Origin of the sequence: Brevibacterium sp. RIT 803, assembly GCF_016892625.1 — a bacterium.
Classification (GTDB): domain Bacteria; phylum Actinomycetota; class Actinomycetes; order Actinomycetales; family Brevibacteriaceae; genus Brevibacterium.
Genome location: NZ_JAFEMW010000005.1, coordinates 136,173 through 148,912 on the forward strand (window position 1 = coordinate 136,173; position 12,740 = coordinate 148,912).

General features: G+C 64.9%; 10 protein-coding genes and 1 tRNA gene. 5 read left to right on the forward strand and 6 right to left on the reverse strand.

Features of this window, described 5'->3' with window-relative positions; all coding sequences use genetic code 11:
• Positions 1–38: 38 nt before the first annotated feature.
• Together JTF07_RS16210 and JTF07_RS16215 are read left to right on the forward strand one after the other, a co-directional pair.
• Positions 39–1,712 carry a thiamine pyrophosphate-dependent enzyme gene (locus JTF07_RS16210; protein WP_204235259.1) on the forward strand — a complete coding sequence of 558 codons (1,674 nt, stop codon included), beginning with the start codon at positions 39–41 and terminating at the stop codon, positions 1,710–1,712.
• 67 nt (positions 1,713–1,779) lie between these two features.
• Complete coding sequence (locus JTF07_RS16215; protein ID WP_204235260.1) at positions 1,780–3,072, forward strand: M20 family metallo-hydrolase; 1,293 nt, start codon at positions 1,780–1,782, stop codon at positions 3,070–3,072.
• Positions 3,073–3,190: 118 nt separating this feature from the next.
• Here the strand turns inward: JTF07_RS16215 and JTF07_RS16220 are convergent, their stop codons facing one another.
• Entirely contained in the window at positions 3,191–3,781 is a 591-nt protein-coding gene (locus tag JTF07_RS16220) for a hypothetical protein (RefSeq protein WP_204235261.1), read from the reverse strand.
• A 351-nt stretch (positions 3,782–4,132) separates the two neighbouring features.
• Here JTF07_RS16220 and JTF07_RS16225 point away from each other — a divergent pair, with 351 nt between their 5' ends.
• Entirely contained in the window at positions 4,133–4,960 is an 828-nt protein-coding gene (locus JTF07_RS16225; protein WP_204235262.1) for an aminoglycoside adenylyltransferase domain-containing protein, read from the forward strand.
• Here JTF07_RS16225 and JTF07_RS16230 read toward each other — a convergent pair.
• The 5 genes from JTF07_RS16230 to JTF07_RS16250 form a co-directional block, all read right to left on the reverse strand.
• On the reverse strand, positions 4,953–5,561 hold the full coding sequence (locus JTF07_RS16230) for a hypothetical protein (RefSeq protein ID WP_204235263.1): 609 nt from the start codon (positions 5,559–5,561) through the stop codon (positions 4,953–4,955). The two genes, JTF07_RS16225 and JTF07_RS16230, sit on opposite strands and share 8 nt — an antisense overlap.
• Before the next feature lie 334 nt (positions 5,562–5,895).
• Complete coding sequence (gene selB / locus JTF07_RS16235; protein WP_204235264.1) at positions 5,896–7,707, reverse strand: selenocysteine-specific translation elongation factor; 1,812 nt, start codon at positions 7,705–7,707, stop codon at positions 5,896–5,898.
• 1 nt (position 7,708) lies between these two features.
• Entirely contained in the window at positions 7,709–9,127 is a 1,419-nt protein-coding gene (gene selA, locus JTF07_RS16240) for an L-seryl-tRNA(Sec) selenium transferase (protein WP_204235265.1), read from the reverse strand.
• Positions 9,128–9,205: 78 nt separating this feature from the next.
• A tRNA-Sec gene (locus JTF07_RS16245) sits at positions 9,206–9,300 on the reverse strand.
• Positions 9,301–9,405: 105 nt separating this feature from the next.
• Positions 9,406–10,599 (reverse strand): trans-sulfuration enzyme family protein, encoded by a 1,194-nt coding sequence (locus JTF07_RS16250; RefSeq protein WP_204235266.1) that lies wholly within the window; start codon positions 10,597–10,599, stop codon positions 9,406–9,408.
• A gap of 255 nt (positions 10,600–10,854) precedes the next feature.
• Between JTF07_RS16250 and JTF07_RS16255 the strand changes: the two genes are divergently transcribed.
• Together JTF07_RS16255 and JTF07_RS16260 are read left to right on the forward strand one after the other, a co-directional pair.
• Entirely contained in the window at positions 10,855–12,021 is a 1,167-nt protein-coding gene (locus JTF07_RS16255) for an alpha/beta hydrolase (protein WP_204235267.1), read from the forward strand.
• A gap of 11 nt (positions 12,022–12,032) precedes the next feature.
• Entirely contained in the window at positions 12,033–12,623 is a 591-nt protein-coding gene (locus tag JTF07_RS16260) for a class I SAM-dependent methyltransferase (RefSeq protein ID WP_204235268.1), read from the forward strand.
• The last annotated feature ends 117 nt before the right edge of the window (positions 12,624–12,740 follow it).

The following is a 12,740-nucleotide window of genomic DNA, read 5'->3' on the forward strand; positions in this document are numbered from 1 at the left end:
ACCCAGCTGCTCTCACTCTCACGAAAGGGCCCACACGCATGTCCCGCTCGGCCGGTCACCTCATCGTCAACACTCTGGAGAACGCCGGAATCGAGCGGATCTACGCGGTCCCCGGCGAAAGCTACCTCGATGTCCTCGACGGGCTCTACGACTCTCCCATCGAGACCGTCGTGTGCCGACAGGAGGGCGGCGCAGGGTTCATGGCTCTGTCCGAATCACGGCTGACGGGGCGGCCCGGAATCGCCATGGTCACCCGTGGTCCGGGCGCCGCGAACGCGATGATCTCCGTGCACACCGCCTACCAGGACGCCACCGCGCTCGTCCTCTTCGTCGGACTCGTGCCCATCGCGGACCGCGCCCGGGAATCGTTCCAGGAGTTCAGCCTGCCCGAGTGGTTCTCCTCCACCGCGAAGAAGGTCATCATCGTCGACGACGAGCACCGTGCCGGTGACCTCACTGCCGATGCCCTGCGCATCGCCGCATCCGGTCGCCCCGGCCCCGTCGTCGTGGGTCTGCCCGAGGACGTCCTCGTCCGCCTGACCGACTCACCAGCAGCGACACCTGCTCCGATCGCCGAACCTCAGCCCTCGGCCATCGACCTCGAATCGCTTGGCGCCCGCTTCGCCGCCGCGCAGAAGCCGGCCTTCGTCCTCGGTGGGGACGGGTGGCACGAAGGCCACGGCCGCGCACTGCTCGACCTGGCCGCCTCGGCGGGAATCCCGGTCTTCTGCGATTGGCGCGCCTACGACGCCGTCCCCCACACCGGACCCGCCTGGGCCGGTTGGTTGGGATATGGCCGCACCGAGGCGGTCGCAGCCGGATTCGGTGATGCCGACCTCCTCGTCTTCGTCGGCGCCACCCGATCCGATGTCGCCAGCGACGGCTACACCCGCGGTTTCGACGCGGAGACCGTCGTCGTGGGGCTCGATCCGGAGGCGACCCAGCATGCCGGGCGCATCGACCAGCAGATCCTGGCCTCCCCACGCAGCTTCGTCACGGCTCTGAGCTCGATCGATGCCTCAGACCTGCGCGGAGAACGCAACGACGCGTGGATGCAGTCGCGTTCAGACGTGCAGTCCCAGGTCGCCGAGCACAGGCCCGACGCCGAGGTGGCTGGTGCTCGTCCTCGAATTGGGGTCGATCTCGGGGTCGCGTTCGGGATCCTCGACGACCGCCTCGGCGGCTCCGCGGTTCTGACATACGGAGCCGGCAATGCCACGATCTGGGGCCACAGGTTCATCCGGCATCTTGAGCCGGCGAGCCTCGTCGGCGCCCGAAACGGGGCCATGGGCCTTGCCGTTCCCGGTGCAGTCGCGGCCTCGCTCGTCTTCCCAGAGCGTCGCGCGGTCGCGATCTGCGGTGACGGTGACTTCCTCATGAATGGGCAGGAGCTGGCTACGGCCTTCGCTCACGGGGCGAAGCCGCTGGTCATCGTCGTCGACAACGGGGTGTACGGCACAATCGTCCAACACCAGGTCAACCACTATCCCGGGCGTCCCTCTGGCACCCGCATGGTCAACCCCGACTTCGCAGTATGGATGTCCTCGTTCGGCGGGCACGGCGAACAGGTGGAGAGGACCGAGGACTTCGAGGCCGCGCTCGACCGAGCCCTGGCTGCTCACGGTCCGGCGCTCGTCCACGTCCTCATCGACCCCGAGCTCATGCCCCCGGCCGTCGACGAGATCCCGGCCGTCGACGAGATCTCGGCCTGACGAGATTCCGGCCTGACGATTCCCCGACCATCCACGACAGTCCCCACAACCCCGCCAAGGACGAACAATGACGCAGACTCCCCACTCGCAGACTCCTGCTACTTCACCAGCGACTACACAGACAGATAGGGACGATGAGTTCCTCGCCGACTGGTCGGTGCATTCGCGCTTCGGCGCCGTCGAGGGAACGAACGGCGTGGATCGTCAGGCGGCGAGCGCCGCCGACGGTGAGCAGCGCAGATGGTTCGCCGAGCTGCTGAACAAGCACGGGTTCAGCGTGCACCGGGATCCGATCGGCAATCAGTTCGGTCTGCTCGAACTCGTTCCCGGCGCCCCGTATGTCCTCACCGGATCGCACATGGATTCGCAGCCGACCGCCGGCCGCTTCGACGGGGCGTATGGCGTCATGTCCTCGGCTCACGCCTGCTTCGCCGTCGCCGATGAGCTTCGCGCCGACCCAGCAAGGGCGAAGTACAACCTCGCCGTCATCAACTGGTTCAACGAAGAGGGCTCGCGCTTCAAGCCGTCGATGATGGGCAGCAATGTCTTCACCGGCAAGGCCGAGCTCGAGGCGGCACTGGCCACCACCGATCCTCATGGCGTCACCGTCGCCGAGGCGCTCGATGCGATCGGTGAGCGCGGAGACTTCACCGCGCCGGAGATCGCTGCCTATGCCGAAATCCATGTCCAGCAGGGCCGCAGCATGGAGGAGGACGGTGTCACGATCGGCCTCGTCAACGCCACGTGGGCTGCTCATAAGTTCGAGTTCCGCGTCACCGGCGAGCAGGCCCATAGCGGTTCGACGCTGATGGGTGATCGTCGCGATGCACTGCTGGGTGCCGCCCGGCTCGTGGTCGCCGCGCGCGAACTCGTCGACGAATTCGAGCCCGGGGCGCTGCACACGGCGTGCGGTGAGCTCAACGTCTACCCCAACTCCCCGGTCGTCGTCGCCAGTGAGGTCGGCCTGCTGCTCGACCTGCGCTCCCCCAGCGCCGAGGTGATCGCCGCCGCCCACGAATCCCTCATGTCCACCGTCGCCCGGGTCCGCGACGAGGTCGGTGTCGAGATCGAGATCGTCGCCGAACACAGTTGGGATCAGAACCCGTACTCCGAGGACGGAGTCGAGCTGGCACGGTCGGCTGCCGAGGACCTGGGTCTCACCTCGGCGCGGGTGATGACCGTGGCCGGACACGACTCGACGAACATGAAGGACACCGTGCCCACTGTGATGCTCTTCGTGCCCAGCGTCGGCGGCGTCTCCCACAGTCTTCAGGAATTCACGAAGGACGAGGACCTCGTGTCCGGCCTTCACCACCTCACCGAAGTGGTGCGACGGCTGGCTGCTGGCGCGCTGGGCTGAGCTGAGCTCGCCCCTCTCGCTTCCGCTAGCCAAAAGTGCACTGGTAGAGCACAAATGCTCTACGTGAGCACTTTTGGCTAGCGGTCAGGGTTCGAAGCACCCGGGACACATACGTGCGTCAATTGATGGGCTCGACGTCCTGGTTCTCATCGACGAGCTCTTCGGCCAGCGTCTCCCACTTGTCATAGGCGTCGGGATGTCCTGAGCCTTGGACTGCCTGGGCCGCGGCACCGGGATCCATCGTCTCCCACCCCGTGATCTGGAGCAGTCCCGGGTTCGGGCACTCTGGATTGACTCCGTAGAAGGACTTCGAGGCGTACACCGCATCGGTGATCTGACCGTGGGTCCCCCACCCGTATGACGGCCGCTGTTGGAACAGTCCGGCAGAGTCTTTGTCGCCGCTGTCGAGATTCCGCAGACTCGATTCCTGTAGCGCTGTCATGACAGCGATCTTCTGAGCCTGCGCCGAGAGATCAGAGCCCTTGCCGACGGCGATGATGGTGCGAGCATTGTCGATCTTCTCCTGCGAGAGCTGGCTGGTGTCCTGGGGCCTGGCACCTTCACCGCCAACAGAGGCGGTGCTCGCAGGAGTCGAGGCCTTGCCCGTAGGAGGAAGGGTCTCCGCAGGCACTGCGGTCGCCGCAGACGCGCCACCGGCGAGGAGGCCTGCGGAAAGAGCTGTCACCGCTAATGCTCGTGCAAGTTTCATCGGTTCTGATTCTCCTGAAGTCCGCTCAATAGAGCAATGGGCATTGTGTTGAGCGGTAAGCCCGCGCACAATATCCTCACTCGAGAAAGACACGGCCCTCTGAAAACTCGCCCACGCCCCAGCCTCTCGAAGGGACAACGTCGCCTGCAACGAACACGGAGCTAACGGCTGTTGAATTGTGCCGATCCGGCGGCGTGTCGACGCCGCAACGCGGTTGACGCACTGCGGCCGACGCTGTACCACGGTTGGCGCGCTGCAGCCGAAGCCGCACTGCGGTTGACGCACTGCGGTTGACGCCGTACCACGGCCGAAGTTGCACTGCGGGCGAGGCCGACGCAGTACTCTTGCCCCATGGACTCGAGACTGCCAGAGGAAGCTGCCCGAGCAGTCGAGTCGTATCTGCGAATCGCCGACAGGCTGCTGCCGGGTGCGGTCACCGCATGCGCAGTCGGTGGGTCCATCGCCCTTGATGCCTACCGACCGGGCCGCAGCGATATCGATGTCATCGCCGTCCTCAGCGATGAGTGGAAAGACCACCAGAGCCTTATGGCACGCTTGAGGCTTCTGCATCTCGCTCAGGTGCCCCGCCTGACCGTCCGTGCTGCACGCGGTATGGGGTTCAGCGCATGTTGCAACACGGTGTTCGTCTGGCAGTCCGAGATCACCCGTGCGGTGACCGAGATCAACCCGGTCGCGTCCCACGTAGGCGAGGTCTTTGACTCTCAGGGTGCTTTCGACGTCAATCCGGTGATCTGGAAGGAACTCGTCGACGGCGGCGTCTCCGTCCGGGGCAGCCCTGTCTCGGATTGGAATCTCGACTCCGAGCCGGGTGAACTCCGCAACTGGGTGGAGCGCAACATCCGCGAGTATTGGGCACCGCTGGCTGAAAGCGCACGCAGAGTTAGACGCCCCTTGTCAGCTGGAGCTGTGGAGTGGTGCCTGCTGGGGCCGGCGCGAATGCACTACACCCTCCTGACCCGGGAGATCATCAGCAAGGAGGATGCCGGACGGCACGCGCTTGAGGCCTTCCCTGACCACTCGGCGATCATCGAGGTTGCCCTCGCCCGACTGCGAAGCGATCCGCTTCCGACAACCCCACCTCGTGATCAGTGGCGTGCGCTGACTGCATCGGCGATGAGGTCGATCATCGCCGACTCCCCAGCGAACGACCTCATTTGATGACGTCGACGTCCTGGTTGTCATCGACGAGCTGCGCGGCAAGGGGTTCCCACTTCGCGTATTCGTCAGGGAAAGCCGAGGACTGCACGTCCTGCGCGGCCTGGCCCGGGTCGATGTTCTCCCAGTTGTCGATCTGAGTCAGGCCCGGATTGGGGGTGTCGGGGTTGACTCCATAGAACGACTTGGAGGCGAAGACGGGATCCTCCACCTGCTCGGCCGATCCCCAGTTCATCGAGGGACGCTGCTGGAACGCTCCGACGGAGTCACGATCCCCGCCGTCGAGATTCTGCAGGCTCGACTCCTGCAGTGCGGTCATCACGGCGATCTTCTGGGCCTTCTCCGACAAGCCTGCGCCCTTACCGACGCCGATGATGGTGCGGGCATTGTCGATCTGCTCGGAGCTGAGCTCGCCCGGATCGTCGATGCCCACGGCTGTGCCGTCGCCCTGGTCCTGGCCGGCGCCCCAGGCGTTCTCGCTCGACTGGTCGACGGCCCCTGAGATCGGACCTGCCGCGGCGGAGGTCGCCGCCCCCAGGGAGAGACCCCCTGCGATGACGGCAGCGGACAGTGCAGTCACCGCAAATTTGCGCACGCTTTTCATCTGTTCTCACTTTCGTGTTGGATCGGGCGAGCTGCCCGGACGGCGTCCTGATCGGATTCGGCACACATCTGCTTCCTGCTTTCGGCACAGGGATGCTCCGGTAATCGCCTCACACCACACTGTCGGACGCAGGAAGGCAGTTCAATGCCGAGACGCTCATAGGTGGCTTAGGTTCGCCGCAACGAATCGGAAGGGACTGGTGAGCATCAGCTCAGAATTCGCTGGATGCTCTGCGGCACCATGCGGCGCCCGCACGCACCCGTGACCCGGGTCTCGGCTCGCCCATCGGGCCACTCGAAGGTGCGGGTCAGGCTCCATTCAGGCGCGCGTCTGCCTATCTCACGACCTCGCGTGATGTGTTGTCGATACGGCGGGTCCAACCGCGACCGTCGAGGTGTTCGAGCAGAGGAATGACGACGCGCCGCGTGGTACCCAGCGCCTTCCTGGCCGCACTCGTCGTGAACGGCTGGTCCAGTCCGGCCAGCAGTCGCATCGCCTGTGCCGGTGTCCGTGGTGACACGACCACACCGTCGCCGAGGCGCAGCAGCCGTCCCGCGGATTCGGCGACTGCAAGCTCCCGCGCTCCCAGTCGGAGTTCTCGCAGGTCATCGGCCTCTGGAGCTGCGAAGGGATTGGCAGCCAAGCGTCGTTCCACCTCGGCGACGCCTGCCTCGGCCGGACCCAGATCGGCGGTGTGACCGGGCGGGCGGACCATTCCCTTGACCGTATCGAGGCCGGCGCGAGAGGCGATGGCAGCCACGAGTTCCTGACCGCCGGTGCCAGGCAATGGAGGGTCGACGCGGCGCAGTTCTTCGGCCAGTGCCTTCTCGGGGACACCAGCGGCCAGAGGCTCTGCCGCCAGCTTCGCCTTCACGATGGTCTCCGCGTTCTCGACCCACTTCTCGAGTGTCGGCCGGTGGACGAGCCATCCTCCGGCGATCTCTTCAACCCCCTCGACGGCGTCGGGAAGCGTCAGTCCGAAGCGCACCAATCTGGCCCGTTCCACGGCTCCCCGGCGGGCCACCTCGGCGAGGATGTCTCCGGTCTCCGGACGATCGGTCAGCGCGCGAGCCCGCCTGGTTCCAGCACCTCGGCGGCTCAGTTCCGGCGGGTCGACGTCAAGGATGATGACTCCCGCGAAGACGTTGCGGCTGCCGGGGCTGCGCAGCACGATCCGGTCCGTGACCTGCAGCGGCAGCGGACGTTCGAGTGTGAGGCGGGCGTGGTCGCCGTCGAAGGGCCTCATGTGCACCGGGACCGCGGCGGTTCCGATGTGGAGCATGAGTCCGTGCACGCCCTCGTCGAGCGGCTGGCCCATGGTTCGGCGAACGTCGATGATCTCGACGATCGGCCAAGCATCGTCGGTGATGAGAGCGTCACCGCGGTGGATGTCATCGGCTGCGACCTCACGCAGATTCACGGCGACACGGGCGCTGGGGGCGACCACCTCGGCGGAGGAGTTCCGGCTCTGCAGACCACGGACGGCCGTCGACTCGTCCGAGGTCTCCCCGACGAGGCGCAGACGATCACCGGTGCGCAGGGTTCCGGCCGTGAGCGTGCCGGTGACGACGGTGCCGGCGCCCTTGATCGTGAAGGCACGATCGACCCACAGCCGCAGTCGGGCCCGCGCGTCGGGGGCCGGCGCTTCGGCGGTGACCTGGTCCAACGTTGTGATGAGCGCGTCGATGCCGTCCCCGCTGGTTGCCGACACCGTCAGCACGGGAGCATCGGCCAGCGGTGTGCCCCGCAGTTCGGCTCTGATCTGGGACTCAGTCGCTGTGACCGACTCGGGGGCGAGGTCAGCACGGGTGATGACGACGAGGCCGCGGGTGATGCCCAGCGCGGTGATCGCGTCCCGGTGGTCACTCGACTGGGCCTGCCACCCCTTGTCCGCTGCAACGACGAGGCACACGATGGGGGCCGGGCCGACGCCTGCGAGCATGTTCGCGAGGAACTTCTCATGCCCGGGAACGTCGACGAAGGCGAGTTCCCTCCCGGACGGCAGAGTCGTCCAGGCGAAGCCGAGGTCGATCGTCAGACCCCTCTTCCTCTCCTCGTCCCACCGGTCTGGTTCCATCCCGGTCAGGGCGTTGACCAGAGTGGACTTCCCGTGATCGACGTGGCCGGCGGTTGCGAGAACGTACATCTCAGGCATGGTTCGCGAAGTCCGGATCATCGCCGAAACCCACACCATCGTCGCCGAGGCGGCTCCGCGTGTTCGCACGAACCCGGTTCACGGCCTCGCCGATTCGATCGTCATCGGCTTCGGGAACGCAGCGCAGGTCGACGAGGCATCGTCCCTGGTGAACTCGGGCGACGACTGCCGGGTCACCGAGGCGCAGCGGGCGGGCGAGCTCCTCGGGCAGTTCGATGGCCCATCCGGGAAGGGGAACGCCGGGTGCTCCCCCGCCGCCGACGCGCCCGTCGTGGGCGACAACGGTTCCGGAGACGAGGCCGGCCAGGCGCTCGGAGCGTTCCCTGAGCCGATCGACGTCGATGTGCAGGGCCTGACGGACGGGATTCTCGGTGTTCGCGACCGTGGCCTCGATCGCCGCCAGCGTGAGTTTGTCGGTGCGCATCGCCCTGGCAAGGGGGTGCTTCGCGATGCGCTGCACGGCGTCGCTGCGGCCGAGGATGAGTCCGGCCTGCGGACCGCCGAGGAGTTTGTCGCCACTGACGATGACGACATCAGCTCCGGCGGCAAGCGCACCGGCAATGTCGGGCTCATCGGGCAGGGAGGGGTCGGGTTCGAAGAGTCCGCTGCCCAGATCGGCGATCAGTGGGAGTTCATGGTCGTCGGCGAGTTCACGCAGCGCAGCGATCTCGACGGAGGCGGTGAAGCCTTCGACTCGGAAATTGCTCGTGTGGACCTTGAGCAGACTCGCAGTCTGATCGTTGATGGCCCGGGCGTAGTCGTCGAGATGGGTGCGGTTCGTCATGCCGACCTCCCGGATCCGGGACCCAGTCGTCGCCATGAGATCGGGCAGGCGGAAGCCAGCACCGATCTCGATGAGCTCCCCGCGACTGACGATGATCTCGCCTGCCGCCTTCGCACCGCTCACACCGGCCGAACCGTCATTTCCTGATACCGCGTCACCGCGCAGCGCGGTGACGGCGAGCAGCAGCGCAGCGGCACCGTTGTTGACGACCAGCGCGTCCTCGGCACCCGGGCAGGCACGCAGAAGCGCCCGCTTCGCGCCAGTCCCCCGCTTGCTGCGCTGACCGGAGTCCAGATCCATCTCCACGTCGACATAGCCGGTTGCATCGGCCACGGCCCGCCGGGCGGCAGCAGACAGTGGGGCGCGGCCGAGGTTGGTGTGGACGATGATTCCGGTGGCGTTGAGCACCGGGGTCAGAGTGGAGGCCGAACGGGAACTCAGGTGTTCGATGACGGTGGGGACCACCTCGGCGACGGGGATCTCACCGGAGCGAGCGGCGGCCTGAGCCTCGACGATGATCGCCCTGATCGTCGACTGGCTCAGCCTCTCACCTGCGGTGATGACCTCAGGGAGGGCGAGGAGATGATCGGTGCGCGGAATGTAGCGCCGCGGATCCGTGTCGGCCAAGACTGCGTTCTCCTTCGCTGCGGTCGGGCCCTGCTGCGGACGCGAGCTCCGAGGTTGCAGGTGCGGCGACGATGCTGGTGGCGGAGGCGGACGGGAATCGAACCCGCCAGACCGAGATACTCGGTCTCACCGGTTTTGAAGACCGGGGAGCCCACCAGGACTCGGACGCCTCCACGAAGAATCCTACCGTGCCTGGTGAGGATCCCACCCCTCAGATCAGGAGTCACACGCGCCGTCCGCTGTTGCGAGACGGAGATCATCGAGTCAGAGATGGTGCTTCATGACGTGATCTCAAGTGCCGCTTCCAGATCTTCCAGGAGGTCGGACGAGTCTTCGATTCCCACAGACAGCCGGATGGTGCCTGGCAGAATTCCGAGTTGCTGGCGTTGTCCTTCCGACACAGCCGAATGTGAGGTCCTACTTGGCAGGCATGCAAGCGATTCGACACTGCCCAAGCTTGAAGCTTCGTGAATGACGCTGAGACCGGCAACCAGCTGTGCCGCGCGATCGTCGCCGCCTCTGACACGGAAAGTGACGATGGCTGCGCCCTTCAGTCCCAGCTCGTCAGCGAGGTCCTTATCAGCATAAGAGCTGATCGTGGGATGCGTAACAGCCTCCACTTCAGATTTGGATTCGAGATAGTCAGTGACGATCTCTGCGTTCAAACATGCTCGCTCGGTTCTGATGACCAGGGTCTTCAAACCACGGTCCAGCAGAGCGGCTCCCTGTGGAAGAAGAGTGCTTCCAAAGACCACCGACGACTGACGAACAACATCGATCGTCTCCTTGTCCCCGGAGGCCACACCCGCGGTAACATCCGAGTGCCCGTTGAGGTATTTGGTTGCCGAATGCAGGACGACGTCGAAGCCATGTTCCAAGGGCTTGAGCATCGGCGGTGGGGTGAAGGTTGCGTCGACGACGGCTTTCGCTCCCACATCGTGGGCGAGTGAGGCCAGCGCGGTGAGGTTCGCCAGTCGCAGCATCGGATTCGACAGGGACTCGACAAAGAGGAGGGAAGGAGAGTCGGCGAGCGCCCGTTTCCACCCGGCCAAGTCATCCACCGCGACAAAGCGGACCGTGCGCCCGAAGTCGGAAAACTGCTGACGTAAGAATGCCGATGTCTCTCCGTAGAGTTCTTCGGCAGCAACCAGGATTCCCCCCGGCGGGACCAATGACAACAATGTCGTGGTGATTGCAGCCATGCCGGAGGAGAACAGAACCGCGCTCTCAGCCCCTTCGAGGGCAGCGATCTTCTCTTCGACTGATTCGACAGTCGGGTTTCGATTTCGGCTGTAATACCACGATCTCTCACCTCCGGTTTCTTGGATGTCACGATAGTCATCGTCGTCAAGATCGAAATTCACCGATGTATAGATTGCATCCACGATCGGCCTTGGTCCGGAACCGGCGAAGCGCCGCCCCTGGGATACGGCAGTTGTCGACAATTCGAATTGTGGTCGGATCTGCTTCATTCTTCTTCCCTGCTGGAGTACGAAAACTCGCGAAAGGTGACTCAGCGATTTCTACAGACCAGTAACGTGTCAATGAGGGAAGTCACGGCCACCTCCACCGTCGGAAGTGACTGAACGACCACCCACTGGGGGCTCCAATCGTCTCCGATCCTACCGCGCCAGGTGAGGATCCTGTCGCCCGGATCTGTGCGTATGGGCAGTGCTAAGCTGATTTCGGAGACGCACCGAGGTCATCCGATGTCGAGGGAGACATCCATGCCGATCGGCTATATCATCACCATTGTCATTATCGGGGTATGCACATTCACTGCCCTGATCAGGGCCACACGGCTTGGAATCCTTGCCTTCTATGTCAGCGTGGTCATCAACGAAATCCCGCATCTGGCTGCATTCTTCCTCGTGCTGTCCACTGCGCTGGCCCTGGTCGAGGGAGATCTGCAGGGAACCGGCGGCATCATACTTCTCGTCATCGCCGCACTCGAGCTTGTGGGCCTGCTCGAACTGACCAGGCGATCGATCCGCGCCCACGCGGTGGTCAACGCGGTTGCGGCCAGTCACGGGGCTGAGATAAGCGGTGGCGGTGTTCGACTCTGGCTGCGGCCACTCGTCTTTCCCGTACCTCTCCGGCCCGGGAACGTCAGACGAATCGGTGGTCTTTCCTACGGCGAGCATCCCAAACAACGTCTCGATGTCTATCGGCACAGGAACAGCGAGCTCACTGGTCCCGTTCTCGTCTATTTCCACGGCGGTGGCTATTCGTCGGGAACCAACCGGAACGAAGGACGGGTACTGCTGCACCGTCTGGCCGCCCAAGGATGGGCGTGCATCAGCGCGAACTATCGCCTGCGCCCGGAGGCAGGATTCGACGAGCACCTCGCCGACGCACGCTCGGTGCTCCAGTGGGCTCACAGCAACGCCGGCATCCACGGCGGAGACGTCTCGAGGATCGTCATGGCCGGCAGCTCCGCCGGTGCGCACATGACCGCGTTGACGGTCCTCACTCCCCCGAAGCCACTTTCCCCTCCTCCTTACTCGAAGTCGCGCCCAGAGCCAGCCGACGCCGAGGCGGTTCCCCGGATCGCTGCTGCCGTGTGCCTGTACCCGTGGATCGGCCGGTACTTCGGTCGGGGCGAGGACGAGAGCCAACCGTCGACGCCCTTGGCGCTCGACCCCTCGAATGCACCACCGATAATCATCGCCCACGGCGACCACGATTCCTGGGTTCCGGTCGAAGCGGCTCGAGAGCTCCACGAGCATGTGCGCGCGGGATCATCGAACGCGACATGGTATGTCGAACTGCCCGGTGCCCAGCACTCATTCGACGCTCTGCATTCCTGGCGCAATGCCGCAGTGGTCGAAGGGATCGTCGCGTTCCTGCGTCCCATCGGCGATGTCGCTGAACTGACCGATTCGTCACGATGAAAGGACACGTCATGTCGGACTTCACCTGGGATCCCGACACCTATCTCGACGTCATGGCGAAGGAGATCCCCGACTACCGGCGGCTGCAGACCGAACTTGCCGCAGCCGTCGCCGAGGCGGATCCGCGCACACTCCTCGACCTCGGCGTGGGCAGCGGTGTGACGGCTCATCGGGTTCTTGAGTCGCTGCCGGAAGCGCATATCCACGGCATCGACGAGAGCGAGGAGATGCTGGCCGGCGCCAGGAAGGTTCTCGATCATCACCGCAGCACGCTGAGCCTTGGGCGGCTGGAGGATTCGCTGCCGGACGGTCCCTTCGACCTCGTCATGTCGACGCTTGCGGTGCATCACCTCGGCGGAGAGGGGAAGGCCGATCTGTTCTCACGGATCGCACGGGTCCTCGTCGCCGGCGGCCGGTTCGTCCTGGCCGATCTCATCGTCCCAGCCGATCCGGCAGATGTGGTCACGCCCATCGACGGAGTCATTGATGTGCCGAGCTCGCTCGCTGACCAGCTGGAATGGCTGAATGCGGCGGGATTCTCCACTCGAGTGACCTGGCAGCACCGGGACCTCGCTGTGGTCGCAGCAGACACGGTCGATTGACTGACGGCGCGCCCTTCACTCCCCGCTTTCACTCTTCTGACCGAGTTCACTCAGGGTTTGCTCAGGTGTTGTCATGGTCGCCTTAGGCTAGCCGGGTCTCCCCGCTGTCTTTCCAGA

Coding starts and splice junctions, on each gene's coding strand:
- JTF07_RS16215 (WP_204235260.1), top strand. CDS start 1,780: ATGACGCAGACTCCCCACTCGCAGACTCCTGCTACTTCACCAGCGACT.
- JTF07_RS16225 (WP_204235262.1), top strand. CDS start 4,133: ATGGACTCGAGACTGCCAGAGGAAGCTGCCCGAGCAGTCGAGTCGTAT.
- JTF07_RS16260 (WP_204235268.1), top strand. CDS start 12,033: ATGTCGGACTTCACCTGGGATCCCGACACCTATCTCGACGTCATGGCG.
- JTF07_RS16210 (WP_204235259.1), top strand. CDS start 39: ATGTCCCGCTCGGCCGGTCACCTCATCGTCAACACTCTGGAGAACGCC.
- JTF07_RS16220 (WP_204235261.1), bottom strand. CDS start 3,781: ATGAAACTTGCACGAGCATTAGCGGTGACAGCTCTTTCCGCAGGCCTC.
- JTF07_RS16230 (WP_204235263.1), bottom strand. CDS start 5,561: ATGAAAAGCGTGCGCAAATTTGCGGTGACTGCACTGTCCGCTGCCGTC.
- JTF07_RS16255 (WP_204235267.1), top strand. CDS start 10,855: ATGCCGATCGGCTATATCATCACCATTGTCATTATCGGGGTATGCACA.
- selB (WP_204235264.1), bottom strand. CDS start 7,707: ATGTACGTTCTCGCAACCGCCGGCCACGTCGATCACGGGAAGTCCACT.
- JTF07_RS16250 (WP_204235266.1), bottom strand. CDS start 10,599: ATGAAGCAGATCCGACCACAATTCGAATTGTCGACAACTGCCGTATCC.